Annotated in this window: 28 protein-coding genes; 17 read left to right on the top strand and 11 right to left on the bottom strand. The window is 60.6% G+C overall.

Annotated features, from left to right (window positions below):
- The first annotated feature begins 69 nt into the window (after nt 1-69).
- From ACRAWE_RS12950 to ACRAWE_RS12965, 4 genes are all read left to right on the top strand, one after another.
- Nucleotides 70-513, top strand: a complete 444-nt coding sequence (locus ACRAWE_RS12950) for an acetyltransferase (protein ID WP_019454703.1) — start codon at nt 70-72, stop codon at nt 511-513.
- A 267-nt stretch (nt 514-780) separates the two neighbouring features.
- On the top strand, nt 781-1,806 hold the full coding sequence (locus ACRAWE_RS12955; protein ID WP_019454704.1) for a methionine ABC transporter ATP-binding protein: 1,026 nt from the start codon (nt 781-783) through the stop codon (nt 1,804-1,806).
- Complete coding sequence (locus ACRAWE_RS12960) at nt 1,799-2,467, top strand: methionine ABC transporter permease (protein ID WP_019454705.1); 669 nt, start codon at nt 1,799-1,801, stop codon at nt 2,465-2,467. Before ACRAWE_RS12955 ends, ACRAWE_RS12960 begins: the two co-directional genes overlap by 8 nt.
- Nucleotides 2,468-2,486: 19 nt before the next feature.
- Complete coding sequence (locus ACRAWE_RS12965; RefSeq protein ID WP_019454706.1) at nt 2,487-3,305, top strand: MetQ/NlpA family ABC transporter substrate-binding protein; 819 nt, start codon at nt 2,487-2,489, stop codon at nt 3,303-3,305.
- A gap of 35 nt (nt 3,306-3,340) precedes the next feature.
- On the opposite strand, the gene ACRAWE_RS12970 is transcribed toward ACRAWE_RS12965, so the two are convergent.
- Entirely contained in the window at nt 3,341-3,985 is a 645-nt protein-coding gene (locus tag ACRAWE_RS12970) for a TetR/AcrR family transcriptional regulator (RefSeq protein WP_019454707.1), read from the bottom strand.
- A gap of 176 nt (nt 3,986-4,161) precedes the next feature.
- Between ACRAWE_RS12970 and bhsA (ACRAWE_RS12975) the strand changes: the two genes are divergently transcribed.
- From bhsA (ACRAWE_RS12975) to dapF, 3 genes are all read left to right on the top strand, one after another.
- Nucleotides 4,162-4,419 (top strand): multiple stress resistance protein BhsA, encoded by a 258-nt coding sequence (gene bhsA, locus ACRAWE_RS12975; protein WP_432525446.1) that lies wholly within the window; start codon nt 4,162-4,164, stop codon nt 4,417-4,419.
- Nucleotides 4,420-4,612: 193 nt separating this feature from the next.
- A complete protein-coding gene (gene bhsA / locus ACRAWE_RS12980; RefSeq protein ID WP_004939517.1) occupies nt 4,613-4,870 on the top strand; it encodes a multiple stress resistance protein BhsA in 258 nt (85 codons plus the stop codon).
- 113 nt (nt 4,871-4,983) lie between these two features.
- Nucleotides 4,984-5,859: a diaminopimelate epimerase gene (dapF, locus tag ACRAWE_RS12985; RefSeq protein ID WP_063918980.1), complete on the top strand. Its 876-nt coding sequence runs from the start codon at nt 4,984-4,986 to the stop codon at nt 5,857-5,859.
- Here dapF and ACRAWE_RS12990 read toward each other — a convergent pair.
- Both ACRAWE_RS12990 and ACRAWE_RS12995 read right to left on the bottom strand, forming a co-directional pair.
- A complete protein-coding gene (locus ACRAWE_RS12990; RefSeq protein ID WP_432525447.1) occupies nt 5,834-7,132 on the bottom strand; it encodes an SLC13 family permease in 1,299 nt (432 codons plus the stop codon). The two genes, dapF and ACRAWE_RS12990, sit on opposite strands and share 26 nt — an antisense overlap.
- A gap of 85 nt (nt 7,133-7,217) precedes the next feature.
- Complete coding sequence (locus ACRAWE_RS12995; protein WP_084799111.1) at nt 7,218-8,123, bottom strand: bifunctional helix-turn-helix transcriptional regulator/GNAT family N-acetyltransferase; 906 nt, start codon at nt 8,121-8,123, stop codon at nt 7,218-7,220.
- 502 nt (nt 8,124-8,625) lie between these two features.
- On the opposite strand from ACRAWE_RS12995, the gene amyA reads away from it, so the two are divergent.
- Nucleotides 8,626-10,116: an alpha-amylase gene (gene amyA, locus ACRAWE_RS13000; protein WP_432525448.1), complete on the top strand. Its 1,491-nt coding sequence runs from the start codon at nt 8,626-8,628 to the stop codon at nt 10,114-10,116.
- Nucleotides 10,117-10,236: 120 nt separating this feature from the next.
- Nucleotides 10,237-11,085 (top strand): PA4780 family RIO1-like protein kinase, encoded by an 849-nt coding sequence (locus ACRAWE_RS13005; RefSeq protein ID WP_019453901.1) that lies wholly within the window; start codon nt 10,237-10,239, stop codon nt 11,083-11,085.
- Between the two features lie 9 nt (nt 11,086-11,094).
- Here the strand turns inward: ACRAWE_RS13005 and ACRAWE_RS13010 are convergent, their stop codons facing one another.
- Nucleotides 11,095-11,313, bottom strand: a complete 219-nt coding sequence (locus ACRAWE_RS13010) for a DUF7661 family protein (protein ID WP_019453902.1) — start codon at nt 11,311-11,313, stop codon at nt 11,095-11,097.
- Between the two features lie 69 nt (nt 11,314-11,382).
- On the opposite strand from ACRAWE_RS13010, the gene ACRAWE_RS13015 reads away from it, so the two are divergent.
- Nucleotides 11,383-12,210, top strand: a complete 828-nt coding sequence (locus tag ACRAWE_RS13015) for an AraC family transcriptional regulator (protein WP_063918976.1) — start codon at nt 11,383-11,385, stop codon at nt 12,208-12,210.
- On the opposite strand, the gene ACRAWE_RS13020 is transcribed toward ACRAWE_RS13015, so the two are convergent.
- The 3 genes from ACRAWE_RS13020 to lsrG all read right to left on the bottom strand — a co-directional run bounded on the left by ACRAWE_RS13020 (nt 12,186) and on the right by lsrG (nt 14,146).
- Nucleotides 12,186-12,776, bottom strand: coding sequence for a LysE family translocator (locus ACRAWE_RS13020; protein WP_197667334.1), 591 nt, complete (start codon nt 12,774-12,776; stop codon nt 12,186-12,188). The genes ACRAWE_RS13015 and ACRAWE_RS13020 overlap by 25 nt on opposite strands.
- 83 nt (nt 12,777-12,859) lie before the next feature.
- Nucleotides 12,860-13,765 carry an EamA family transporter gene (locus tag ACRAWE_RS13025; RefSeq protein WP_025160008.1) on the bottom strand — a complete coding sequence of 302 codons (906 nt, stop codon included), beginning with the start codon at nt 13,763-13,765 and terminating at the stop codon, nt 12,860-12,862.
- 87 nt (nt 13,766-13,852) lie between these two features.
- Nucleotides 13,853-14,146 (bottom strand): (4S)-4-hydroxy-5-phosphonooxypentane-2,3-dione isomerase, encoded by a 294-nt coding sequence (gene lsrG / locus ACRAWE_RS13030; protein WP_019453906.1) that lies wholly within the window; start codon nt 14,144-14,146, stop codon nt 13,853-13,855.
- Nucleotides 14,147-14,339: 193 nt separating this feature from the next.
- On the opposite strand from lsrG, the gene lsrK reads away from it, so the two are divergent.
- From lsrK to ACRAWE_RS13065, 7 genes are all read left to right on the top strand, one after another.
- Nucleotides 14,340-15,905, top strand: coding sequence for an autoinducer-2 kinase (lsrK, locus tag ACRAWE_RS13035; RefSeq protein WP_019453907.1), 1,566 nt, complete (start codon nt 14,340-14,342; stop codon nt 15,903-15,905).
- Nucleotides 15,906-16,124: 219 nt separating this feature from the next.
- Nucleotides 16,125-17,309 (top strand): MFS transporter, encoded by a 1,185-nt coding sequence (locus ACRAWE_RS13040; protein WP_063918971.1) that lies wholly within the window; start codon nt 16,125-16,127, stop codon nt 17,307-17,309.
- 59 nt (nt 17,310-17,368) lie between these two features.
- The gene (locus ACRAWE_RS13045) at nt 17,369-18,262 is read left to right on the top strand and encodes a LysR family transcriptional regulator (RefSeq protein WP_063918970.1); all 894 of its coding nucleotides are present in this window, start codon (nt 17,369-17,371) and stop codon (nt 18,260-18,262) included.
- 54 nt (nt 18,263-18,316) lie between these two features.
- Nucleotides 18,317-18,781, top strand: a complete 465-nt coding sequence (locus tag ACRAWE_RS13050) for a GNAT family N-acetyltransferase (RefSeq protein WP_432525449.1) — start codon at nt 18,317-18,319, stop codon at nt 18,779-18,781.
- A gap of 54 nt (nt 18,782-18,835) precedes the next feature.
- Nucleotides 18,836-19,177, top strand: coding sequence for an HNH nuclease YajD (gene yajD, locus ACRAWE_RS13055; RefSeq protein ID WP_004939576.1), 342 nt, complete (start codon nt 18,836-18,838; stop codon nt 19,175-19,177).
- 270 nt (nt 19,178-19,447) lie between these two features.
- Nucleotides 19,448-20,083, top strand: a complete 636-nt coding sequence (locus ACRAWE_RS13060) for an AAA family ATPase (RefSeq protein WP_019453916.1) — start codon at nt 19,448-19,450, stop codon at nt 20,081-20,083.
- On the top strand, nt 20,080-20,382 hold the full coding sequence (locus tag ACRAWE_RS13065) for a hypothetical protein (RefSeq protein WP_042783920.1): 303 nt from the start codon (nt 20,080-20,082) through the stop codon (nt 20,380-20,382). Before ACRAWE_RS13060 ends, ACRAWE_RS13065 begins: the two co-directional genes overlap by 4 nt.
- A 38-nt stretch (nt 20,383-20,420) precedes the next feature.
- On the opposite strand, the gene ACRAWE_RS13070 is transcribed toward ACRAWE_RS13065, so the two are convergent.
- Genes ACRAWE_RS13070 through ACRAWE_RS13085 form a run of 4 tightly spaced genes read right to left on the bottom strand, consistent with a single transcriptional unit; the run spans nt 20,421 to nt 24,988 of the window.
- The gene (locus ACRAWE_RS13070) at nt 20,421-22,664 is read right to left on the bottom strand and encodes a molybdopterin cofactor-binding domain-containing protein (protein ID WP_432525450.1); all 2,244 of its coding nucleotides are present in this window, start codon (nt 22,662-22,664) and stop codon (nt 20,421-20,423) included.
- Between the two features lie 2 nt (nt 22,665-22,666).
- On the bottom strand, nt 22,667-23,119 hold the full coding sequence (locus tag ACRAWE_RS13075) for a (2Fe-2S)-binding protein (RefSeq protein WP_309531005.1): 453 nt from the start codon (nt 23,117-23,119) through the stop codon (nt 22,667-22,669).
- Nucleotides 23,120-23,135: 16 nt separating this feature from the next.
- Complete coding sequence (locus ACRAWE_RS13080) at nt 23,136-24,467, bottom strand: c-type cytochrome (protein WP_432525451.1); 1,332 nt, start codon at nt 24,465-24,467, stop codon at nt 23,136-23,138.
- Nucleotides 24,464-24,988 carry a MarR family winged helix-turn-helix transcriptional regulator gene (locus tag ACRAWE_RS13085; protein WP_025160011.1) on the bottom strand — a complete coding sequence of 175 codons (525 nt, stop codon included), beginning with the start codon at nt 24,986-24,988 and terminating at the stop codon, nt 24,464-24,466. Before ACRAWE_RS13085 ends, ACRAWE_RS13080 begins: the two co-directional genes overlap by 4 nt.
- Nucleotides 24,989-25,076: the final 88 nt, after the last annotated feature.

The following is a 25,076-nucleotide window of genomic DNA, read 5'->3' on the forward strand; positions in this document are numbered from 1 at the left end:
AATTCGGCACTAACCCCACAAAACCTCTATCTAGTTTCTTTTCCTTCAACTTAGATAGCAGAGAGTTCGATGATTACCATCAGAGCACGCGCGGCGGAAGACAACGCGCAATTGGCAGATATCTGGCTGCGTTCGGTGCGCGCCACCCACCATTTTTTAACCGAAGACAACATCGCGCAGTTGTTCCCGCTGGTGTTGAATGACTACCTGCCCGCGGTCAACGTCTGGGTGGCCGAAGACCAACCGGGGCATCCCTGCGGCTTTATCGGCCTGAACGGCAACAAGGTGGAGATGCTGTTTATCGATGCCGATCAGCGCGGCCAAGGCGTGGGCAAAGCGCTGTTGACCCACGCGGAAACGCTGCACGATGAGCTGCAGCTGGACGTGAACGAGCAAAATCCGCAGGCCAGCGGCTTTTACCGCCACTATGGGTTTGTCATCACCGGCCGCTCGCCGCTCGACGGCCAGGGCAACCCGTTCCCGCTGCTGCACATGAAGCTGGACAAACGCTAGCCCGCCATCGCCGGCCGCCCTGCGGCCGGTTTTTCCCCTCCACGTTTCGCCCGCCGTTATATATATCAAACAAGAATAAGTAATAGATTTTACATTCTTCCTGTCACTATAAACCCTCGGTAGGATTGCCCGGTATTCACCCGCAACAGCGGTTCCGTCCGCCACTTCCCGCCGGGCTGTGCCCCGCCGATAAGCCGAACGATCCCTGTCCGGCGCAACGCGTTCCGGACGGAATGCTGTGATGTATCGATAAGGATTCGCTTCGCTATGATCGTTCTTTCGAACGTTTGCAAAACTTTTGACAGCACTCAGGGCCCCGTCGTGGCGGTAGACGACGTCAGTCTGGCGGTAGACGCCGGGCAAATTTACGGCATCATCGGCTACAGCGGCGCCGGTAAAAGCACGCTGATCCGCCTGCTCAACGGGCTGGAAACACCGACCCGCGGCCGCATTGAGGTGGGCGGTTTCGACATCGCCCGCGCCAAAGGCAGCCATCTGCGCCAGGCGCGGCTGAAAATCAGCATGGTGTTTCAGCACTTCAACCTGCTGTGGTCGCGCACCGTCAGCCAGAACATCGCGTTTTCCATGCAGATCGCCGGCGTGCCCAAGGCGCGGATTGCGCCGCGCGTGGCGGAGTTGATCGCGCTGGTCGGCCTGCAGGGGCGCGAAGACGCCTACCCGTCGCAGCTCAGCGGCGGCCAAAAACAGCGCGTCGGCATCGCCCGCGCGCTGGCCAATAATCCGAGCGTGCTGCTGTGCGACGAGGCCACCTCGGCCCTCGATCCGCAGACCACCGACGCCATTCTCGATCTGCTGCTGGACATCAATCGCCAGCTGAAACTGACCATCGTGCTGATCACCCACGAGATGCATGTGGTGCGCAAGATCTGTCACCGCGTGGCGGTGATGGAGAACGGCCGCATCGTCGAAGAAGGCCCGGTGCTCGACGTCTTCACCCGACCGCAGCAGCCGATCACCCGGCAGTTCGTCAAACAGGTGTCGCAATATGCGGACGCCGAAGAGAGCTTCAACCCACGGCTCACCGCCCACCTGCCGGGCGCGATCTTCAAGCTGACCTTCGTCGGCGTGCAAACCCATCAGGCGGTGATTTCCGAGGTGATCCGACGCTACGCCCTGACCGTCAACATTCTGCACGGCAAGATCAGCCACACCCTCAACGGTTCGTACGGCGAACTGTACATCCACGCCGAAGGCAACGAACAACAGGTCGCCGACATGCTCAAGTTGCTGAACGAAAGAAACATCGCCGTCGAGGTTATCCAACATGATTGAATCCCTGTTCCCCCACCTGCGTCTGGATCAACTGTGGGACGCCACCTGGGAAACGCTGTACATGACCGGTCTCGCCGGTTTGGCCACGCTGGTGCTGGGTATGGTGCTCGGCGTGCTGCTGTTTTTAACCTCGAAAGGGCAGCTGTTGCAGAACCGAGCGGTCTACTCGCTGATCTCCGTGCTGGTCAACGTCTTCCGTTCCATTCCGTTCATCATTCTGATCGTACTGCTGATTCCGTTCACCAAGTCGCTGATCGGCACCATTCTCGGCGCCGACGCCGCCCTGCCGGCGCTGATCGTCGGTGCGGCGCCGTTCTACGCCCGGCTGGTGGAGATTGCGCTGCGCGAGGTCGACAAAGGGGTGATCGAGGCGGCGCGCTCGATGGGTGCCAAAAACCGCACCCTGATTTTCCGCGTCTTGCTGCCGGAGAGCTCGCCGGCGCTGGTTTCCGGCATCACCGTCACTCTGATCGCGCTGGTGAGCTACACCGCGATGGCCGGGGTGATCGGTGCCGGCGGCCTGGGCAACCTGGCCTATCTGGAAGGATTCCAACGCAACCACAGTGACGTGACGCTGGTGGCGACGCTGACGATTCTGCTGATCGTTTTCGTCATTCAGTTCATTGGCGACACCCTGACAAGAACGCTCGACAAACGTTAATTAACCAAGGAAAACGATGATGAAAAAGCACCTACTGATGTTGGCTTTCGCCTCCGTCGCCACCCTCGCCTCCTATGGCGCCGCCGCGGCGACCAAGCTGGTGGTCGGCGCCTCCAACGTGCCGCACGCCGAAATCCTCGAACAGGCCAAACCGATACTGGCGAAGGAAGGCATCGATCTGCAGATCAAGCGCTTTCAGGATTACATTCTGCCGAACACCGCCCTGGCCAGCCACGACATCGACGCCAACTACTTCCAGCACGTGCCTTACCTGAACTCGGTGCTGAAAGACCATGCCGATGACAAGAGCTACGACTTCGTCAGTGCCGGCGCGATCCATATCGAGCCTATCGGCATCTACTCGAAGAAGTACAAAAGCCTGAAAGATCTGCCGGACAACGGCAAAATCATCATGCGCGACGCAGTGGCGGAAGAAGGCCGTATCCTGTCAATCTTTGAACAGCAAGGCGTGATCAAGCTGAAACCGGGGGTGAGCAAGGTGGATGCGCGCATCGCCGACGTGGTGGAAAACCCGAAACACCTGAAGTTCCAGGCCAACGTTGAGGGCGCGCTGCTGCCGCAGATGTACAACAACGACGAAGGCGACGCGGTGGTGATCAACGCCAACTACGCCATCGACGCCGGGTTGAATCCCACCAAAGACCCGATCGCGGTCGAAAGCGGCGAAAACAACCCGTACGCCAACATAATCACCGTGCATAAAGCCGACGTGAACAAACCGGAGATCGTGGCACTGGTGAAGGTGCTGCACTCCAAGCCGATTCAGGACTTTATTCGCGAGAAGTACCAGGGCGCGGTGATCCCGGTCAATCAGTAATGCTTTACGGTGCCCGGTGAAAACCGGGCCCGTTATTACACCTTATTGCCTATCTGGCTGAGCCGCGGCCACACCAGCATCAGCGCCTCGAGCAACCGCAACAGATCGCCCCGGTTTGCCCCTTCGCGCGCCTGCACCGACATGCCTTCAATGGTACAAATCACGTATTTCGCCAGCAGCGCGGTGTCGGTTTTCGCCAGCAGTTCGCCTTGTTGCACCTTGCGATCGAAGCAGGCTTTCAGCGCCGCTTCCTGCGCATGATGTTTCTTGCGCAGCATCTGGGCGACGTCGTCGGAAGCGGACGATAGCGCGGCGGAGGCACACACCATAAAGCAGCCTGACGGCGTATCGGGGTCGGTAAACACTTCGACGGAAGAACGCACGTAGGCCTCGACGATCTCGGCCACCGGCAACGCCTGTTCCAACAGTTGGTTGGTGCAGGCGGTATATTTTTGCAGATAGCGCTCCACCGCCGCGCGGAACATCCCTTCCTTGTTGCCGAACTCCGCATACAGCGTCGGTGCTTTGGCGCCGGTCACTTCCACCAGATCGGCCAGCGAAGTGGCTTCATAACCGTGCCGCCAGAACAGATCGAGCGCGCTTTCCAGCGCCCGGTCGCGATCAAATTGTTTCGGTCTGCCACGGCTTTTCTTGCCGCAGACCGTTTCATTGATGCTCATCGCTCCTCTCCTATCCCGCTCCACGGCAGGGTTAGCACAAATAACTTAACGATCATTATAAAAAAATATTGCGCGCTCGTCGAGAACCGATTAGCATTTAGTTATCGATCGTTAAGAAAAATTAGCGAACCGGATTAACACCCTCTATTCACCGTTATCGGAAAGGAATTAACATCATGAAAAACTTAAAATTAACTCTATCAGCCCTCGCCCTGGCCAGCGTTTCCTTCGGCAGTTTCGCCGCTGATTTAGTCAGCAGCCAACCGGCCGACCAGCAGAAAGTGGGCGTCATCACCGTCAGCGGCGCGTCCGATCTGACCTCACTGGAAAGCAGCCTGGCTGCGAAAGCCGATCAGGCCGGTGCAAAATCCTTCCGCATCATCGGCGCCGGTGGTAACAACCAGCTGCACGGCACTGCTGAAATCTATCAATAACAAAGCATTACACTCACGGACTGCACGACTTTCTGCTCACCACGCCAGGGCGTAAGAAAAAATTAATTAACGAGCGTTAAAAAAATACTTGCAATCCGTCAAACCGGCATCTAACATTAAATTATCGATCGTTAATTAATTTAACGACCTTACCAAACAAACATTGTAAAGAACATAGATAGGAAATAAGACCATGAAAAACCTGAAAATGACCATCGCCGCCATCGCACTGGCCTCCGTCTCCTTCGGCAGCTTCGCCGCCGAACTGGTCAACGCTCAACCGGCCGATCTGCAAAAAGCCGGCGTCGTCACCGTCAGCGGGGCATCCGACCTGAGCAGCCTGGAGAACAAACTGGCGGCCAAAGCCGACGCGGCGGGCGCAAAATCCTTCCAGATCATCGCGACCACCGGTGACAACAAGCTGCACGGCACCGCGATCATCTACAATTAATTGCCAGACCGGCAATCGTGCAAAAGGGCGGCTTAGGCCGCCTTTTGTTTGTTTTGACGCCAACATTCTGTTGTAAGCTGTAGCCACCTTTTCTTGCTGAGCCGAGCAACGCCATGACTCCCCTGCTGTTCCACAAATATCACGGGCTGGGCAACGACTACCTGGTGTGTCACCGTGCGGTCGCCGACCGCTTGAATCAGGAGCAAATTCGTCTGCTGTGCCATCCGCATTACGGCGTCGGTTCCGACGGCCTGCTGATCGACAGCGGCGACGCCGTCAATCCCACCCTGCGCATCATCAACCCGGACGGATCCGAAGCGGAGAAAAGCGGCAACGGTCTGCGCATCTACGCGCGCTATTTGTTCGACAGCGGCCGCATAGGGCATCAACCGTTTCTGGTGCACACCGCCGGCGGCGACGTGCGCTGCCAGGTAGCGGAAGACCCGCATCAGATCACCGTGGAGATGGGGCGCGCCAATTTCAGCCCGGCGGCCCTGCCGGCGTTGATCGATCTGCCGGAGGCGCTGAACTACCCGTTGCCGCTGGAGGAAGAGACCTTGAGGGTGTCGCTGGTGTCGATGGGCAACCCGCACTGCGTGGTGCCGGTTGAAAAACTGGATCTGGCACAGGTGCGCCGGCTGGGGCCGCAGATTGAACGCCATCCGCTGTTCCCGAAACGCACCAATGTACAACTGGTGGAAGTGGTCGATCGCCAGACGCTGCGCATCGGCATCTGGGAGCGCGGCGCCGGTTTCACCCTGGCCTCCGGCAGCAGCAGCTGCGCCGCCGCCAGCGTGATGCGCAAGCTGGGACGAGTCGACGATCGGGTCAGCGTACGGATGCCGGGCGGCGAGCTGCAGATCGCCTTCAGCGGCGACTTTCAGGTCAGCATGCGCGGGCCGGTGCATAAAATCGCCACTCTGACGCTGGACGAAGATTGTTTTGCCGGCGGCGCGGGGTTGTTTACGGGATCCACCCCAGCAGCCTGAACCACAAATAGTCCAACGGCACCAGCAGCGCGAAGCTGAGCAGCGCCAGCAACAGGCACAGCTTCAGCCCCTCGCGCGCCGGCACTTTGCCCATCCCCATCGCCACCACGATCGGCGCAGCCTGATACGGCAGCAGCGGAGTGGCGTAACCGCTCACCTGGGTCATCAGCACCGTCAGCAGCGGTAAACCGCTGCCCGCCGACAGCGCCTCCGCCAGCGGGGTAAACAGCGCCGGCACGCCATTGGCGGTCACCACGAAATTGAGCAATGCGGTGATCCCCACCAACGCGCCGAACGCGGTGAACGGCTTGCCGTGCAGATCCGGTATCGCCGTCAACAGCACGCCGCCCAGCCGATCGCCAAGACCCGAATGGCTGACCAGCGCGGTCAGGCCCAAGATCCCCGCGACATAGATGCAGGTGCGCACGTTGACCCCGACGGCGAACTGCTCGCCGTTGAGAAAACCGATGCGCGGCAGCAGGCAGCAACACGCCGCCGCCAACCCCACCCAGGCGGGAGCGATGCCGTGCCAGCTGTCGGTCATCCACAGCAGCACCGTGACGCCCAACAGCGCGATCAGCCGCCATTCGGCGGCGCTGAGCGGAGGTTGCGCCGCCATGGCCGCCACCGGCTGCGGCCGGGCGCGAAACAGGCCGCAAATGCACAGCGTCAGCAGCGCGCCTTTGGCTACCCCGAGAACCGGGGCGTGCAGCAGCAGATAAGTGAGATAAGCGAAGTGGCTGCCGTAGGCATTTTCCGCCGCGCCGCTCATCACCAGGTTGGGCACGTTGGCCGGCAGAATGCTGGCGGAGAGCTGGAAGGTGCCGAACCCCACCGCCAGCGCCAAACCGATACGGCCGCGTGACCCTTCCGCCAGCCCGGCGCGCTCGGCCAACGCCATGACGATCGGCATCAGCAGCGTGATGCGCCCCATATTGGAAGGCATGACAAACGCCAACGCATAGCTTATCGCCACTACGCCGCCCACCAGGCGGAGCCAGGAACCGGACAGATGCGGCAAGAGTCGGTTGGCCAGGCGATCCGCCAGCCCGGTGCTGCGGATGGCGGTGCCCAGTACGAAGCCGCTGAGCACCAGCCAGAATGCGGAAGACGCAAAACCGGAAAAGGTCACCGCGGCGGGCGCCAGCTGCAACACCATCACCGCCGCAAAGAACAGCAGCGCGACCACATACTCCGGTAAACGGGCGCTGGCCCAGAGCACAATGACCACCAGCGTAACCAGCGCAGACAGCGCCATCGGATCCCCCAACATCCTTCTCCTCCCTGATAAAACGTTATGATTGTTATCAAACGGTTAACAGGGTGACACAAGGCGCGGGCGCTAACCTTGAAACCGCTCACATATCGTCGTTCTGCAGATTTTTCAGCATGCACACGTTGCAACCGTGGTGGCCGGTATTGCCGCGCCGCTCCGTCAGCAGCGTGAAACCGAGCGCGTAGTACAACCCGATCGCCTCTTTCAACTGCTCGGTGGTTTCCAGGTAACAGTAGCGATAACCCGCCGCCCGCGCCGCCTTCAGCGCCTGCACCACCATATGGCGCGCCATGCCCAATCCGCGCGCGCCGGGTTTGAAGAACAGTTTCTGCAGTTCGCAATAGCCGGGCTCTTCGCCGGCCAGCGGCGCCATGCCGACGCCGCCCACCACCTGCCCGTCCCGCTCCAGCACCCAATAGCGGCCGCCGTTGTCGCGATACAGGCCGGTCAACCGATCGAGATCCGGATCGTGCAGGCTGACCCCCTCCATCTTGTCCATACCGTACTCGCGAAACACGCCGCGAATGATCGCCGCCATCGCCGCATCGTCGCGCGCGGCGATCGGCCGTACCCGCAGGTTGGCGTCGCGCTGTTTGCGCGCGCTGCGCAGCGCCGCGGTCATCTTTTTCATCGCCGCAGTGGTGCTCGCCAGCTCATCGTCGTCCAACTGCGCCAGCGCCGCCTGCATAAAACCGTCGGCGTCGTTCTCGATGCCGGCCAGCGTCTTGCCGCCCGGTTTACTCAACCGATGGAGGCTGTGCCGCTTGTCATCCGGATGATCCACCGTCTCTATCACGCCGGCGGCGACCAGGCTGCGCAACGCCCGACTGGCGCTGGCCTTGTCAATGCACAATCGGGCCGCCAACTCCGTGACGCCGAGCGGCTGCTCGCTGACTTCGATCATCAGATGGATCTGCAGCGGCGAAAAGCGCGAGCCGTTGCTCTGCTTGTTCAACATGCCGAATTCTCTGACCAAACTGCGCGCCAATGCTCTGAAATCCCTGATGTTCACGGCGTTATGCTCCTCTGTGCTCTCTCGTTCGCTCTGCGTTGCGACAGATTATTGGTTGATAGTGTTACCTAATTTAGAACATAACGATAACGCATAAATAATTGCGAATGAATAACCAACGGCGTGAGCGGATATGTCAAAACATTTCATTAAACAGAATTTTAAACTTATAAATAACGATAAATTGAATTTAAATATTAAATAATCAATTAAAATTGAAATAAAAATCAAATAAAAAAGGGCGCAAAAACAACAAGAATAGAGACAACAAAGAAAACAAAACACATCCAATTGAAAAATAATAATAAAAATGAATAATCAAAAAGATTGATAGCGACAACTTCACCGCTATCTCGTTAAGGTCGGTTACATATTTCCTTCCGCCCCCGCTCTTCTCTCTGCGTCATTTACCCTTTTGCCAAAAGTAGCCCATGCTTTTAACTGCTCCTCTCCTTCTGGCTAACCGGGACGCTGGCTCATGACGCAAAAAACCACCCTGCTGCAATTTTTCCACTGGTATTACCCCGACGGCGGCAAACTGTGGCGGGAGGCCGCCGAACGCGCCCCGCACCTCGCCGAACTGGGCATCACCGCCCTGTGGCTGCCGCCCGCCTATAAGGGCGCTTCCGGCGGCTACTCCGTCGGCTACGATACTTACGATCTGTTCGACCTGGGCGAATTTGACCAGAAAGGCAGCGTGGCCACCAAATACGGCGACAGGGCGGCGCTCGAACATGCCGCCACTACCCTGCGCGAACACGGCGTGAGGGTGATCTACGACGTGGTGTTCAACCACAAGCTCGGCGCGGACGAAAAAGAACGGGTACACGTGTTCAAAGTGGATGCCAACAACCGCAATAACATCGACGACCAGGGCTTCGACGCGCTGGCCTATACCCGCTTCACCTTCCCCGGCCGCCGGGGCATGCACTCCGAATTCATCTGGGATTACAAATGCTTCGGCGGCGTCGACTACGTTGAGCAACCGGACGACAAAGGGGTATTCAAAATCGCCAACGACTATGGCGACGACGGTTGGAACAATCAGGTCGACGACGAGAAAGGCAACTACGACTATCTGATGGGCGCCGACGTCGAGTTCCGCAACGCCGCCGTGACGGAGGAGCTCAAATACTGGGCGCGCTGGCTGCTGGACAGCCTGCCGTGCGACGGCTTCCGCCTCGACGCCGCCAAACACATTCCCGCCTGGTTTTTCAAAGAGTGGGCGGATCACGTGCGCGGCAGTGCGCAACGCGACCTGTTTATCGTTGCCGAATACTGGTCGCACGATCTCAGCGCGCTGCAACAATACATCGAGTTGGTGGACGGTAAGGTGATGCTGTTCGACGTGGCGCTGCACCTGAAGTTTCATCAGGCGTCGAAACAGGGCGACGGCTTCGACATGGCACAGATCTTCACCGATACCCTGACCGCCGCCGCTCCGGCCCATGCGGTGACGCTGGTCGCCAACCATGACACCCAGCCACTGCAGTCGCTGGAAGCGCCGGTGGAACCCTGGTTCAAACCGCTGGCCTACGCGCTGATCCTGTTGCGCGAACAGGGCGTGCCCTGCGTGTTTTACCCAGACCTGTATGGCGCCAGCTACCGCGACAAAGGGCGCGACGGCGGCGAATACCAAATAGACATGCCGGCGATCCCGGAGCTGGAGAAACTGATCGCCGCTCGCCAGCGCTTCGCCAACGGCCCACAAACCGACTACTTCGACGACAGCCACTGCGTGGCCTTCAGCCGCGCCGGCACCGCCGAGGCCCCCGGCTGCGTGGTGGTGCTGACCAACGGCGGCGAGAGCGGCAAGACGGTCGCGCTCGGCGCCGATCTGGCGCACACCGCCTGGCGCGATTTCCTCGGCAACCGCCAGGAAGAAATCACTACCGACGATCAGGGCAGCGCCCATTTCCCGGTCAATGCCGGCAGCGTCAGCGTTTGGGTGCCGGCCGCCAGCCTGTGAGCGCCCGCCGCCGCGTAATGATGACGCGGCGGCAAAACTAATGTTTGCCTTTCGGGTCTAACTTACGCTATCAACTGCGCAAGCCATTCACACCGGAGCCTAAATAGGGTACAAGGCTGCATGAAAATTCCAAAACGACTCCAGCCGCTGGTTGATGACGGGTTAATCGACGAAGTCATCCGCCGGTTGAAAAGCGGCAAAGAAGCCGACGTGTTTATCGTGCGCTGCGGCGATGAGATCCGCTGCGCCAAAGTGTACAAAGAGGCCGAGAAGCGCAACTTCAAGCAGGCCGTTCACTATCAGGAAGGGCGCAAGGTGCGCAACAGCCGCGACGCGCGCGCCATGAGCAAAGGCTCCAAATTCGGCCGCCAGCAGCAAGAGGAAGCCTGGCAAAACACCGAAGTGGACGCGCTGTATCTGCTGGCCAAGGCCGGAGTGCGGGTGCCGCAGCCAGATATCTGCCTGGACGGCGTGCTGCTGATGGAGCTGATCACCGACGAAGAAGGCCTGGTGGCGCCGCGCCTGAGCGATGTTACCCTGACGCCGGAACAGGCGCGCGCCGATCACGCCCTGATGATGAACTACGCGGTGCGCATGCTGTGCGCCGGGCTGGTGCACGGCGACCTGTCGGAATTCAACGTGCTGATGGATAAAGACGGGCCGGTGATCATCGATCTGCCGCAGGTGGTGGACGCCGCCGCCAACAACCACGCCAAAAGCATGTTCGAGCGCGATATCGGCAATCTGGCGGAGTATTACGGTCAGTTCGCACCGGAGCTGCGCGACAGCCAATACGCCAAAGAGATCTGGGCGCTGTATCAGGAAGGCAACCTGACGCCGGACAGCGTGCTCAGCGGCCGGTTCAGCGAAATCCAGAAGCGCGCCGACGTCGGCTCGGTGCTGGAAGAGATCCAGGCCGCCAGCGAGGAGCACCAACGCCGGATGATGGCGCGCAATACGGAAGAGTAACGCGCCGCGCTATTCGACGCGAAACACGTCCGGCCGCTGCGGCGTCGCCGCCTCGTGATAGATATCCCCCAGATAGCCGGCGATCTCCTCTTCGCGCAGTTCGGCCGGCAGCACGATATCGTAGTTGGGGGAATACTTGCGCTCCGGCAGCGTCACGCGGAACAGCCGCCATTCGTCCCCGATGCGCTTCACGCCCACCAGGCGGCCGAACACGTTAAAAATCATCATCCGCCATTCCCCCTCTCGTCGCTTTCAGGCTATAACACTGTGATGCCGCCGCAGTGAAAAGGAAAGCGTATGAGTGAAAAAACGCCGCAGTTCTGGCGCGATCCGCAGTTGCCGTTTGTCGAAGCACGCGCCATCGAGGATGGCCGCCAGGTGTGCTACAGCCTGCACAGCCACGAATTCTTTTCCATCGGCGCCATCACCGGCGGCATCAGCACCTATGTCAACGGCGAGCGGCGCATGCAGGTCGGCGCCGGCGATCTGGTGATCATCAACCCGCAGCAGGCGCATGCCTGCAACCCGATAGCCGACCGCCGTTGGTCGTACATCATGTTCTATCTCGATCTCGCCTGGATCGGCGCACTGCAGCAGGAACTGCTCGGCGGCGACGGCGACCGTTTTGTCCCCTTTAGCCAACCGCTTAGCCGCGATCCAGAGCTGTTCAGCGGCCTGAACCGGCTGTACGCGCTACTGACGACTCCGCAGTGCGGCGCGCTGGAAAAGCAGATCGCCATGGTGGAGTATTTCAGCGCCCTGCTGCGCGCGCTGGGTGACATCCGCCATCCCGAAACAACGCCGCATCCCCGGCTGGAAGCGGCGGCGGCGTTCATCGACGCGCACTGCACCCAGGCACTGACGCTGGAAGACATTTGCCGCGCCGCCGCCCTGTCGCCCTCTTACCTGATCCGCGCCTTCCGCCAGCGTTACGGCATGACGCCGCACGCCTATCTGGTCAATCGCCGCGTGCAGCACGGCCACCGCCTGTTGAAAAGCGGCCTGCCGATCGCCGCCGCCGCCAGCGAAAGCGGTTTTGCCGATCAGGCGCACTTTCAGCGCACCTTCAAACAGCTGTTGGCCGCCACGCCGGGCCAGTATCAAAAACCCTCAGCCAGCAGATAGCAGGCGCTGGCCGCCAACAGCAGCGCCATCGCGCGGTTGAAACGCTGCACGTTGCGCGCCTGCCTGAGCAGGCCGCGCAGCATCGCGCCGACATAGGCCCAGCAGGCCACCGAAGCATAGCAAATCACGAAGTAGAGCCCGGCGAACTGCCACAGCAGCAGCCAATCGCCGTCGCCGACAAAGGCGCCGAGGCTGGCCACCGACGCCAGCCATGCCTTGGGGTTCAGCCATTGCATCAGCGCACCGTAGCGCCAGGAAGGCGGCCGCGCCGCGCCGCGGCCCAAATTGCCATCATCAAACGCCAGGCGATAAGCCATAAACAGCAGGAAGGCCACGCCGGCCCACTGGATCAAGCGGGTCAACGCCGGCCACAGGATCAGCAACTGGTGCATGCCCAATCCCAGCAGCACCAACAACAGGGTAAACCCCAGCGTGGCGCCGAACACGTGACGCTGGGTCGCGCCAAAGCCGAATTGCGCCCCGGCGCTCAATGCGACGATGTTGACCGGGCCGGGGGTGATGGAGGCCGCCAGCGCAAACGCGGCCATAGAGAGGTAAATGTTCATGATAGGCACCTGAGAAAATATTCACAGGCACCAGAGTGCCGGGCCGCGCCAACCCGGTATTGAACAGAATTGCCCTGTTCGGTTTAACGCGCGATCGCCGCCCGGCGGCGCGGTAGCCCGAAGGTATTGACCGCCATGCCGGCCAGCACCAGCAATGCGCCGCCGAACTGAGCCGGCGACAGCGCTTCGTCCAGCAGCAACCAGGCGGCGAACAGCCCGACCAGCGGCACCAGCAGCGTCAGCGGTGCAACGCGCCAGGTCTCGTAGCGCCCCAGCAGGCTGCCCCACACCGAATAACCGAACAGCGTGGCGGCGAACGCCAGGTAGGCAACCGCCAGCCAGGTGCCGAGCTGCACATGGCTCAGGCTGCTCAGCACCGCCTGCGGGCCGTCGAACAGCCAGCTGCAGGCCAGGAACGGCACCACCGGGATCGGCGCGCTCCACACCACCAGCGATAAGATATTACGCTGCGGGAAACCGGCCAGGATCTTCTTGTTGGTCAGGTTGCCCAGCGCCCAGGAAAACGCCGCCGCCAGGGTCAGCAACAGGCCCGCCAGAGGCACCGCGCCGCTGCCCGGCTTATGCAGGCTGGCCTGCGCCAGCACCAGCATGCCGCCGCTGGCGATAGCGATGCCGACGAAATGATTGACGCGCAGCTTGTCGCCCATCAGCACGACCCCCAGCAGCAGGGTGAAGAACACCTGCGCCTGCAGCACCAGCGAAGCCAATCCCGCCGGCATGCCCACCTTGATGGCGACGAACAGAAAAGCGAACTGCGCGAAGCTCATGGTCATGCCGTACAGCAACAGCCATTTCCACGGAATGGTCGGGCGCGGGATAAAGAAGATCGCCGGCAACGCCACCAGCAAAAAACGCATTCCGGCCAGCAGAAACGGCGGCATGCCCTGTAAACCGAACTTGATCACGACGAAATTCACGCCCCAGATCACCACCACCAACAGCGCCAACAGCCGATCGCGCAATGTCATCCTCGCCCCGCTTATCCCATTGAAAATTCACTTTAGCTTGCAGGTTACAGCCAAACCGGGCGTATGGACACCGGCAAAATCCGGCGATTATTCCGGCATCAGGCCGATGAAGGTGGTTTTCTTGCGCGGACCGGTCATCAGCGCTTCCAGCTTCTCCACGCACTGCAGATAGTGCGGAGTCTGCTTGTGCGCCGCCACCGCCTGCTCGTCGCGATAGGCTTCGTAGATGTAAAACCGCGTTGGAATATGCTCATCCTGCAGCACGTCGAAGCGCAGATTGCCCGGCTCTTCGATCGCCCCCAGGTGATTGGCGCGGAAAACCTCGATAAATTCGTCGATCTTGTCCTGTTTAACGTTGATCTCAACCAATGTGACGTGCATGACAGCTCCTTGTTTAAACGGCGCGCCGTAACATGGCGCTTTCCAACCATAGGTTCATTCCCGTCGATTGCCCTGCCGCAACGGCAATTTTGCCGCATGGCTCACAAATCGCACCGGCGGTGCCCATACCTTCCCCGGCGGGGCAAGGCGGCGGCATCTATAGTTAACACTCCTCCCCCTGAGAGCATAGGCTATGGATAACTACTTGATGGCGCTGGACGCAGGAACAGGCAGTATTCGCGCGGTGATCTTCGATTTGGCGGGCAATCAGATCGCGCACGGCCAGGCGGAGTGGCAGCATCTGGCGGTGCCGGGCGTGCCCGGCTCGATGGAGTTCGACCTCAGCCGCAACTGGCAGTTGGCCTGTCAGTGCATCCGCCAGGCGATGCAACGCGCGGGATTGAGCGCTCAGGCGATCCGCGCGGTGGCCTGCTGCTCGATGCGTGAAGGCATCGTTCTGTACGATCGCAACGGCGTGCCGATCTGGGCCTGCGCCAACGTCGATGCGCGCGCCAGCCACGAAGTCAGCGAGCTGAAAGAGCTGCACAACCACGGTTTCGAACGCGAGGTGTATCACTATTCCGGCCAGACGCTGGCGTTGAGCGCCATGCCGCGCCTGCTGTGGCTGGCGCACCATCGGCCGGACATCTACCGCCAGGCGGCGACGCTGACCATGATCAGCGACTGGTTGGCCAACATGCTGAGCGGCGAGCTGGCGGTCGATCCTTCCAACGCCGGCACCACCGGCATGCTGGATCTGACCAGCCGCGACTGGCGGCCGGCGCTGCTCGATATGGCCGGCCTGCGCGCAGATATTCTGTCGCCGGTGAAAGAGACCGGCAGCGTGCTGGGGCGCGTCACCGAACAGGCGGCGCAGGAGAGCGGGCTGCTGCGCGGCACCCCGGTGGTGATGGGCGGCGGCGACGTGCAACTCGGCAGTCTGGGGCTTGGCATCGTGCGTGCCGGGCAAACGGCGGTGCTCGGCGGCACCTTCTGGCAGCAAATCGTTAACCTGCCGGAGCCGGCCATCGATCCGGAGATGAATATCCGCATCAATCCTCACGTCATTCCCGGCATGGCGCAGGCGGAATCCATCAGCTTCTTTACCGGCCTGACCATGCGCTGGTTCCGCGACGCGTTCTGCGCCGAAGAGAAACTGCTGGCGGAGCGGTTGGGCGTCGATGCCTACAGCCTGCTGGAAGAGATGGCGGCCAGAGTGCCGCCGGGCGCCTACGGCGTGATGCCAATCTTTTCCGACGCTATGCATTTCAAAACCTGGTATCACGCCGCGCCGTCGTTCATCAACCTGTCGATCGATCCGGAACGCTGCAACAAACAGACGCTGTTCCGCGCGCTGGAAGAGAACGCCGCCATCGTCTCCGCCTGCAATCTGGAGCAGATCGCCGCCTTCTCCGGCGTGCAGGCCCGCTCGCTGGTGTTCGCCGGCGGCGGTGCGAAGGGCAAACTGTGGAGTCAGATCCTCAGCGACGTCACCGGGCTGACGGTACGGGTACCGGTGGTGAAAGAGGCCACCGCGCTGGGCTGCGCCATCGCCGCCGGCGTCGGCGCCGGGCTGTACGAATCGCTGGCCGAAACCGGCGAGCGCCTGGTGCGCTGGGAGCGTGAACATCAGCCGGACATGACCAACCACGCCTTGTATCAGGAGCAGAAGGAAAACTGGCGGCAGGTTTACGCCGATCAGCTGACGCTGGTGGATAACGGCCTGACCACCTCCATGTGGAAAGCGCCGGGGCTTTAAACGCAAACGGCATTCGGTCATCACCTTATGCCGTTTTATCCCTTTCCCTCAGCGCGGCGCAAGCCGCGTTTCCACTCGCCGCTGGCGATTATTCCCCCTCAGAAACAGTGTAACCACCGTGAATGGATTTATCCGCCGCTCTCGCCTGCCGTAAATTGTGATTTCGGTCACGCTGCGCCCCTCGCGCGGCCTGCGCATTCACCTGAGAAGAGCGGCATTATGCTGAATCATAAAGATAACCCTGCATCATCCCCGTGGTTGGCGATCTTCTCGCTGACGGTTGCCTGTTTTGTCATGGTCACCACCGAGTTTCTGCCGATCGGTCTGCTGACCAACATCGCCCCCTCGCTCGGCGTCAGTACCGGCAGCGCCGGGCTGATGGTCACCATGCCCGGCATCGTGGCGGCGGTGGCCGCCCCCGCATTGAGCCTGATGTCCGGCCGCCTGGATCGGCGTTTATTGATGCTGGGGCTGTCGTTGCTGCTGGTGGTATCCAATCTGGTGGCGGCGCTGGCCGTCAACTTTCCGATGATGTTGCTCGGCCGCGTGCTGCTGGGCGTCTGCGTCGGCGGCTTCTGGTCGTTCGCCGCCAACTATGGCCGCCATCTGGTGCCGGAAGCCAGCCAGGGGCGAGCCACCGCGCTGATCCTCAGCGGCGTTTCGGTCGGCGCGGTGTGCGGCGTGCCGATCGGCGCACTGGTCGGCGATCTGTTCGGCTGGCGCGCCGCCTTCTTCGGCGGCGCGGCGCTGGCGGTCGGCGTACTGTTGGCGCAACTGCGCTTACTGACGTCGGTGCCGCCGTCCCGGCCGGTCACGCCGCGCGATCTGGTGCTGCCGTTGCGCCTGCCGATGGCGCGCATCGGCCTTATCGCCATCGTGCTGCTGTTCATCGGCCACTTCGCCGCCTATACCTATCTGCGCCCCCTGCTGCAGCAGGTGTTCGTGCTCAGCCCGTCGGCCATCTCGCTGCAGCTGTTGGCCTATGGTGCCGTCGGCCTGCTGGGCACGTTCCTCGGCGAACGCCTGGGGGAATACAGCCTGCGCGCCACCTTTATCCTGATCGCCGCCATGTTGGCGGGCATCCTGATCGTCTCACCGCTGCTCAGCGGCCTCGGCGGCGCCACGCTGATGGTGATGGTCTGGGGACTGGCCTTTGGCGCCGTGCCGGTGTGCGCCACCAACTGGATGTTCGCCGCGGTGCCGCAGGCGCCGGAGGCCGGCCAGGCGCTGCTGGTGTGCGTCGTCCAAATCGCGCTGGCCTCCGGCGCATTGCTGGGCGGCGAGGTGGTGGACTGGCAGGGCGTCAGCAGCGCCATGCTGTTCGGCGGCGCGCTGATCCTCTCCGCCGCGCTGGTGTTCGGTCTCAGCTTGCGCGCCGGCGTGATTGGCGCTAAACAGTGTTAATCATTATTTACCCGCATAAACACGCGCCGGCGGCAGCCGGCGCACTACGCTGAGAGCCTATGGACCATCATTTACTCGCCATACGGGTGTTCAACCGCGTGGTGGAAACCGGCGGCTTTACCCGCGCCGCCGAGTCGCTGGGCATGCCGAAAGCCACGGTCACCAAGCTGATCCAGAGCCTGGAAGATCACCTGCAGACCAAGCTGTTCCAGCGCACCACCCGCAGCGTTTCGGTCACCCGTGAGGGCGAATGCTATTACCAGCGCACGGTGAAATGGCTGGCGGATCTGGAGCAGATGGAAGGCTGCCTGACCGAATCGCAAAGTTCTCCACAGGGCGTGCTGCGCATCGATACCGGCGGCGGCACCGCCCGCCGGCTGCTGCTGCCCGCCCTTCCCGACTTTCTGGCGCGCTACCCGCAGATACAGATCGATCTGAGCGTCGGCGATCGCGTTATCGATTTGATCAGCGACAGCGCCGACTGCGTGATCCGCAGCGGTCCGCTGGCCGACTCCAGCCTGATCGCGCGGCGCCTGTTCGATCTGGACTGGGTCAGCTGCGCCACCCCAGACTACCTGGCGCGCCACGGCACGCCCCGCCACCCGTGCGATCTGGAACAGGGTTTTCCGATGGTGCACTATCGCCACCCGCTCAACGACCGCATCCATCCGCAGCGCTACGTCGAACGCGGCAAAGAGATCGCCATCCAACAACGCTACCCGGTCAGCATCAATGAAGGCAACGCGCTGCTGGCGGCGAGCCTGGCCGGCCTGGGCATCATCCAGACCTATCGTTTTATGGCGCAGCCGCACCTCGATGCCGGCGAGCTGGTCAGCCTGCTGCACGACTGGCAGCCGCCGCCGGAACAGATGTATGTCGTCTATCCGTCCAATCGCCACCTCAGCGGCAAGCTGCGGGCGTTTATCGACTGGGCGATGGAGACGTTTCATTAACCGATCGCCCCGGCTATAGTGGCTTCTCTTACGGACAACAAAAACGGGCAAACCATGCATATCGAACCGCTGCTCGCACATCGTCAGCGCATTGACGAACTGGCCGAATTACTGCATCAGGAATGGGGCGCCTTTGCACAGTGGAGCAACCGCGACGCCATCAGCCGGCGTCTGGCTGAGCGCAGCGAGCCCGGACATCATCGGGGCATCGTGCTGCTGGCGCTGTCGCAGCAACGGCAGATCCTCGGCACCGCCAGTTTGACGCTTTATGAGCTGGCGGATAAACCGGAGCGCCAATACTGGCTGAGCGAAGTCTTCACCCACCCGCAGCACCGCGGTCAAGGCATCGCCCGCAGTCTGATCGCGCGCTGCATTGAGCACGGCCGAAGCCAAGGCATCGACGAGCTCTATCTGTACACGCCCGACCAGCAGGCGCTGTATCAAAAGCTCGGCTGGCGCCCTCTGGAGCAGCGCCGGGTCGCCGGTGAAACCGTCACGGTGATGAGCCGCACGTTGTAGCCGCATGCAGTGTGGTATTATTTACCGCATATTGATTCCCGACGGACAACCACCATGGCCTACATCCCCAAAAACTATGCGAAGCTGGAAACCGGCTACCGCGAAAAAGCGCTTAAACTGTTCCCCTGGGTGTGCGGGCGCTGCTCGCGCGAGTTCGTGTATTCCAACCTGCGCGAACTGACGGTGCACCATATCGATCACGATCACAGCAACAACCCGGAAGACGGCAGCAACTGGGAGATGCTGTGCCTGTATTGTCACGACCATGAACACTCGAAATACACCGAGGCCGATCAATACGGTTCCACGGTAGTGGCGGGTGAAGACGCCCAGAAAGACATCGGCGTCGCCACCCACAATCCGTTCGCCAATCTGAAGGCGATGATGAAGAAGTAATGCCGAAAACAGCTTAATAAGAAAATAACTTATTAAGCTGTTAAATTAATATCCTCTTATCCGCTCCGCGACTTCCCAGAGAATTCCTACTTACCCACCCGGGCAATTCACCGCAAAATAAGCTGCGCAGTTAACGACATACTGGCTTGGCAAGCCGCCGCAGTTGGTGCATATTGTTCGCGAGTTGTTCTTGTTAACCTGTTTGATTATCAACCTAATAAGCGCATTAACTTAATAAGTTATCAGCTTAATAACTTGAGAGATGGCAGCATGATTGTTCTGATTGGCTCGCAAAAAGGCGGTGTCGGCAAGTCGACGAAAGCGGTGAATATCGCCGGGTATCTGATTCTTAAGCAAGGCAAGACGGCGATCATCGTCGATGCCGACGACCAGAAATCGATCATGACCTGGTACAACGACCGTCAGAACGTCGAGGGATTGCCGCATATTCCGGTGGTGGCCGCATCGGGCAAAATCAAGGAAACGCTGCTGGAGCTCGATCGCCATTACGACTACGTGATCGTCGACACCGCCGGCCGCGACAGCGCCGAACTGCGCTCCGGCCTGCTGGCCGCCGACCTGTTCCTCTCGCCGCTGCGCCCTTCGCAGATGGATCTCGACACCATCGGCTATCTGTCGGAGATGTTCTCCACCGCGCAGGAATATAACGAGAAAGTTAAAGGTTATATCGTGCTGAACATGTGCCCGACCAATATCTTCATTAATGAAGCCAACGAAGCGGCGCAGGTACTGAGCGAATACCCGGAATTCACCCTGGTGGGCAACCGCCTGTGCGACCGCAAAATTTATCGCGACGCCTGGGGCGAAGCCATCACCGTGCATGAGGCGAACAACGAAAAGGCGCAGGCCGAGATCGAATGCCTGGTGAAAGAGGTGATCCTGTGAAGAAGCGCACCCCCACCCACCGCATGTCGGAAGACGAATTCATCAACAGCGCCACCTCGCACACGTTGCCGGTCGCGGCGCCCGCGCCGGAAACCAAGCCGGCCGGCCGCAAACGCACCTACAAAGCGATTTCCGTCAGCCTGACGGACAACCACATCGAAGCCATCGATGAGGTGATCGTGCAGGCGGCGCGCAACGGCATCGTGCGCATCACCCGCTCCGACATCATCAAGCTGGCGATCGATGGGTTGGCAGAAAAAAGCGAAGCGCAACTGCTGGCATTGCTGAAAAAGCTCTGACCGCATGGCAGCCGCCGGCTGACCACGCCGGCGGGCCGTTAAACGGATGAAAACCGGCGCGGGAACGGCATAGTACGATAGGTTTTGCCTGTAGCCTTATGCAGCGCGCTGGCCATCGCCGGGGCGACCACCGCAGTCGACACTTCCCCGCATCCCTGCGGCGCACGCGCGCTGTCGAGCACGACCACTTCCACCCTCGGCATTTCAGCGAGCGCAAGCAGCGGATAACGATCGAAATTCCCTTCCACCACGCCGCCCCGTTCGAAATGCAGTTCGCTGTGCAGACAGGTGGTCAACGCGAAACCGATGCCCCCCTCTACGTTGGCGCGCACCAGATTCGGGTTTATCACTTTGCCGCAGTCAATCGCACATATCGCACGGAGCACCCGCAGTCGCCCTTCCTGAATGGCGATTTCAATCACCAAACCAACGTAGGTGGTGAAAGCGTTATTGCGGCCGACCCAAATATTGCACGACATACCGCGATAAACGCCCGGCGGCGGTTCGTGCTGCCAACCTGCCGCCGCCGCGGTAGCGTCCAGTACACGCAACGCTTCCGGGTTGTCCTGCAACAGATGCCGCCGATATTGGTACTCATCCCGGTTGGCCTTATAGCTGAGTTCGCTGATGAAGCTTTCCAAAAAAAACAGGCTGGCGACGCTGCCGACGCCGCGCAGATAGCTCAGGGAGATCGGCTGTTCGACGATGCCGGCCTCTACCTTCAGGTGAGGGATGCGATATGGCGTGCTGTAAACGCACTCCACCATACTTTCATCCCATCCACCGGCCTCGTTTACCGTTTCGCGCCGCATTTGCCAGAAGAGCGACTGCCCGGCATAGCGCGCCCACAATGCCTGCGGGTAGCCGTTTTCATCCAACAGCGCCCGATAATGGCTGATGCAGGCCGGACGATAGTATTCATGCCGCATGTCGATCTCGCGCGGATAGATCACTTTGACCGGTTTTCCTACCGCCCGTGAGGCGGCGGTAGCATGCATCACGGCATCCGGCAGATATTTGCGCCCAAAGCTGCCACCCAGGTAGGTCGTATTCACCACCACATCCGAGGGCGTCAGCCCAAACATTTTCGCCAGAACGTTGCGCACCATATCCTGTCCCTGGAAAGGGCCCCAGGTTTCGATACGGCCCTCGCCGTAATGACTGGTGGCGTTGCAAGGCTCCATAGTGGCATGCGCCACATAAGGCGCGCTGTAACGAGCCTCATGCAGGCACGCCCCCCGCTCAGCGTCGTGGATCAACGCCAACGCCTCACCGCGATCGATCGCCGACACCAAGGTATCGCCGTCCAGCATCGCCAGATTCTCCGCCGCTATCACATTGTCGGTCAGCGCTTGTCCTGCCCCCGGCAACCAGTCGACCTCCAGCAAATCCGCCGCCTTTTTGGCCTGCCAGTAGCTCGCCGCCACCACGATCACCGTATTGAGCGACATATCGTGATCCAAACCGACCATATTGTTCATCGACCACTGCCGGGTCAGCACCAGATCCACCACGCCCGGCATGGCCCGAACCTGTCGTTCATTACGCACGGCAACCAGCTTTCCGCTGAGGTCGGGCACCATCCAGGGAACGCCGATCAGCATCTCAGGCAGGTCGATATCAATACCGTAAATCGCGCTGCCGTCCACTTTTTCCGGCGTATCGACCCGCAATAGCGGCTGACCAATAAAGCCATCCCGCTCTTGCGCCTCGCTCTTCAATCCCGGCTGCGGATCCAACGGCAGCTCGGCGGCATAGCGCACCAGATCGCCATAGGCGACCTTGCGTTGCCCGCCCTCTTCAATCACCCAGCCTTTCTCCGTGCGGCACTGCTGCGGTGAGAGCGCAAAATGTTTTGCGCCGGCACGCAGAAAGAAATCTCTCGCCTGCGCGCCGGCCAACCGGGCGCGCTGATAAAATTTGGTCATTGAGGTTGAGGCGGCGACAAACTGTGCAAAAGCCTCGCCCCCGGCAACCTGACGGTAGGCGTCACGACCGGTGACGAATTTCACCGTCACCTGCGCCCAATCGGCATCCATCTCCGCCGCCACCACCTCGGCCAGGCCGGTATAGATCCCCTGCCCGACCTCGCATTGCGACACGCCGATGACGATGCGCCCTTCACGATCGATCCAGATCCAATCGTTCAATTCATACTGGTTGTCCGGAGGCGCCGCGTCCTGCGAAACCACGGCCGCCACGCTGCGCGTCGATATCGGCAACAGCATGGCGGCCACCGCCAACGCGCTGCCTTTAATCAAGGTTCTGCGGGTGATCGCCATGCTTAGGGTTCTCCCTTGTCGGCGGCGCGATGCACCGCCGCGCGGATTCGATGGTAGGTGGCGCAGCGGCACAGATTGGTCAGGCCCGTATCTATCAGCCGGTCGTCCGGCCTCGGGTGCTCCGCCAGCAGTGCGCTGACCGCCATGATCATGCCCGATTGGCAGTAGCCGCACTGCGGCACATCCTCCGCAATCCAGGCCTGCTGCACCGGATGACTGCGATCGGTGGACAACCCTTCGATGGTGGTCACCTGCCGATCGCGCACCAATTGCAGCGGATAGCAACATGAACGCACTGCCTTACCGTCGACATGTACCGTACAGGCACCACAGGCGCCGATACCACAGCCGAACTTGGTGCCGGTTAACTTAAAATGTTCCCGGATCACCCACAGCAGCGGCGTATCCGGCTCGCCGTTAAATTCGACCGTCTGGCCGTTCAGATTGAACTTCATGCCATCCTCCCCCCAATCAATGCTTCATCCGACGCTTCACCCACGTCCCGATGCCGATCAATACCAGCAACACACCGGCCCAGAACAAATAAGGCAATGACGCGATCAACCACGGTTTTTCACCGCCCGCCCGCTGCCGAGCCACTTGCTCCGGCGTTATCCTGACCGCCGGATTGCCGAATTGCTGCAATACGTAATTGCCCACCTCGGCCAGTTGCCGGTCATCCAGGCTATCGGCGAATCCCGGCATCCAGGTTTTCAGCGTCTCCCCCTGACGCTGCACGCCATGCAGCATCACCATGATCAGGTTATTGGCCTGTTCGTTGCCTACGGTGGAGTTGTGAGTCAAAGAAGGAAAATGGCCGTCGTAGGCGCCTTCGCCGCCCAGGCGATGGCAGCTGGCGCAGGCAGCGGCATACAACGCCTGCCCGGCTGCGCGGCCTTCACCGCCTCCCTGATAGTCATAGGCCGCTTTCGTTCCTTGCACGGTGACGATCGGCGGCGTCTGTTTAAGCCAGTCGGCGATGGCGTCGAGATCGTCGTCACTCAGGAAACGCAGACTATGCTCCACCGCTTCCGCCATGCCGCCGGCCGCCTGGGCTTTGTCATTGCGCCCGGTGCGCAGATACTGCACCAATTCTTTCTGGCTCCAGCCGCCGATGCCGCTGACGGGATCCGAGGTGATATTCGGCGCGATCCAACCGCCGGCCTCCCCTCCAGCCAGATAGCGATCGCGGCGTTCCGCCATCAGCCCGTTACGCGGGCTGTGACACGCCGAGCAATGCCCCAAAACATCTACCAGATAGCGACCACGCGCCTTCTTCTGCTCTTCATCGATGGGCGTTTTTTCCAGAAACAGCCAGTTCCAGCCGTGAATCGCATAACGCCAGGAAAAAGGGAACGCCAGTTGGGTCTCAGGCACCGCACGATCGACCGGGGCAACCCCGGCCATAAAATAGCGATACAGCGCGTGCAGATCGTCATCGCTCAATCCCCGATAAGCGGTATAGGGCATGGCGGGATACAAGGGTTGGCCGTCCCGCCGGATACCCTGCGTCAACGCGCGGCGAAACTCTTGCTCACTGTAGTCGCCAATGCCGGTCCCCTTGGCGGGCGTGATATTGCTGGCGATGATATCGCCCATCGGCGAAGCGATGGCATAACCGCCGACATAGGGGGCGTCCTGTTGGGCGCTGCCGCGGTGACAAGCCGCGCAATCTGCGGCGATAGCCAGATATTTTCCGCGTGCGATGAGCTGTTGGTCATTGTGGCTGGCGAAGACCGGGCAGGAAAAGATCCCCAACACGATAACGCACAGCTGTCGTGCTCTCCGCCAGCGGCCGTTCACGCTTCACCCTCCGGTTTCATCGCATCCGCTCGTTCCTCCGCAAGCAGCGCAAACTCGTCCGGCAACAGATTTTCCTGTTCGAGCATCGCGACCGCGTTATGCTTGATGCCAAACAATACGCGGTAAAAAGCCTCCAGATCGCCGGCCGAAATGCCGTTAAGCAATTTTTGGCGCGCTTGTTGGCTGGAATGATCCAACTGCGCCAGCATCTCCTGCCCGGCCTCGGTCATTCTCACCCCTTTGGCGCGTTTATCTTCGGACAGGGCATCGCGAGCGATAAGCCGGTTTTTTTCCAGAAACAGCAGCGCGCGCGACATCGTCGAGACTTCGGCGTTCAAATGCTGCGAAACGTCTTTCAACGTGCAGCCATCACCCAGATCGGCAATCGCACTCAGCGCCAGCCAATGCGGGCGCGTCAGATTGGTCATTTTCACCGACTGATCCATCGCCGTGCGCCATAGACGGTTGGTGACATCCAGATGGATGCCCAGTGCAGCAGGAAGTTTACGTGGTTGAGACATATCGGATGGCTCTCGATTATTTATTTGCTTGTGCAAACAAATAGTAGATCGAACGTTCTGATGGGATCAAGCAGATGTCGCAGAATAA

Origin of the sequence: Serratia sp. BFP-2025, assembly GCF_050880365.1 — a bacterium.
Lineage (GTDB): Bacteria > Pseudomonadota > Gammaproteobacteria > Enterobacterales > Enterobacteriaceae > Serratia > Serratia surfactantfaciens.

Coding starts and splice junctions, on each gene's coding strand:
- ACRAWE_RS12950 (WP_019454703.1), top strand. CDS start 70: ATGATTACCATCAGAGCACGCGCGGCGGAAGACAACGCGCAATTGGCA.
- ACRAWE_RS12955 (WP_019454704.1), top strand. CDS start 781: ATGATCGTTCTTTCGAACGTTTGCAAAACTTTTGACAGCACTCAGGGC.
- ACRAWE_RS12960 (WP_019454705.1), top strand. CDS start 1,799: ATGATTGAATCCCTGTTCCCCCACCTGCGTCTGGATCAACTGTGGGAC.
- ACRAWE_RS12965 (WP_019454706.1), top strand. CDS start 2,487: ATGAAAAAGCACCTACTGATGTTGGCTTTCGCCTCCGTCGCCACCCTC.
- ACRAWE_RS12970 (WP_019454707.1), bottom strand. CDS start 3,985: ATGAGCATCAATGAAACGGTCTGCGGCAAGAAAAGCCGTGGCAGACCG.
- bhsA (WP_432525446.1), top strand. CDS start 4,162: ATGAAAAACTTAAAATTAACTCTATCAGCCCTCGCCCTGGCCAGCGTT.
- bhsA (WP_004939517.1), top strand. CDS start 4,613: ATGAAAAACCTGAAAATGACCATCGCCGCCATCGCACTGGCCTCCGTC.
- dapF (WP_063918980.1), top strand. CDS start 4,984: ATGACTCCCCTGCTGTTCCACAAATATCACGGGCTGGGCAACGACTAC.
- ACRAWE_RS12990 (WP_432525447.1), bottom strand. CDS start 7,132: ATGTTGGGGGATCCGATGGCGCTGTCTGCGCTGGTTACGCTGGTGGTC.
- amyA (WP_432525448.1), top strand. CDS start 8,626: ATGACGCAAAAAACCACCCTGCTGCAATTTTTCCACTGGTATTACCCC.
- ACRAWE_RS13005 (WP_019453901.1), top strand. CDS start 10,237: ATGAAAATTCCAAAACGACTCCAGCCGCTGGTTGATGACGGGTTAATC.
- ACRAWE_RS13010 (WP_019453902.1), bottom strand. CDS start 11,313: ATGATGATTTTTAACGTGTTCGGCCGCCTGGTGGGCGTGAAGCGCATC.
- ACRAWE_RS13015 (WP_063918976.1), top strand. CDS start 11,383: ATGAGTGAAAAAACGCCGCAGTTCTGGCGCGATCCGCAGTTGCCGTTT.
- ACRAWE_RS13020 (WP_197667334.1), bottom strand. CDS start 12,776: ATGAACATTTACCTCTCTATGGCCGCGTTTGCGCTGGCGGCCTCCATC.
- ACRAWE_RS13025 (WP_025160008.1), bottom strand. CDS start 13,765: ATGACATTGCGCGATCGGCTGTTGGCGCTGTTGGTGGTGGTGATCTGG.
- lsrG (WP_019453906.1), bottom strand. CDS start 14,146: ATGCACGTCACATTGGTTGAGATCAACGTTAAACAGGACAAGATCGAC.
- lsrK (WP_019453907.1), top strand. CDS start 14,340: ATGGATAACTACTTGATGGCGCTGGACGCAGGAACAGGCAGTATTCGC.
- ACRAWE_RS13040 (WP_063918971.1), top strand. CDS start 16,125: ATGCTGAATCATAAAGATAACCCTGCATCATCCCCGTGGTTGGCGATC.
- ACRAWE_RS13045 (WP_063918970.1), top strand. CDS start 17,369: ATGGACCATCATTTACTCGCCATACGGGTGTTCAACCGCGTGGTGGAA.
- ACRAWE_RS13050 (WP_432525449.1), top strand. CDS start 18,317: ATGCATATCGAACCGCTGCTCGCACATCGTCAGCGCATTGACGAACTG.
- yajD (WP_004939576.1), top strand. CDS start 18,836: ATGGCCTACATCCCCAAAAACTATGCGAAGCTGGAAACCGGCTACCGC.
- ACRAWE_RS13060 (WP_019453916.1), top strand. CDS start 19,448: ATGATTGTTCTGATTGGCTCGCAAAAAGGCGGTGTCGGCAAGTCGACG.
- ACRAWE_RS13070 (WP_432525450.1), bottom strand. CDS start 22,664: ATGGCGATCACCCGCAGAACCTTGATTAAAGGCAGCGCGTTGGCGGTG.
- ACRAWE_RS13075 (WP_309531005.1), bottom strand. CDS start 23,119: ATGAAGTTCAATCTGAACGGCCAGACGGTCGAATTTAACGGCGAGCCG.
- ACRAWE_RS13085 (WP_025160011.1), bottom strand. CDS start 24,988: ATGTCTCAACCACGTAAACTTCCTGCTGCACTGGGCATCCATCTGGAT.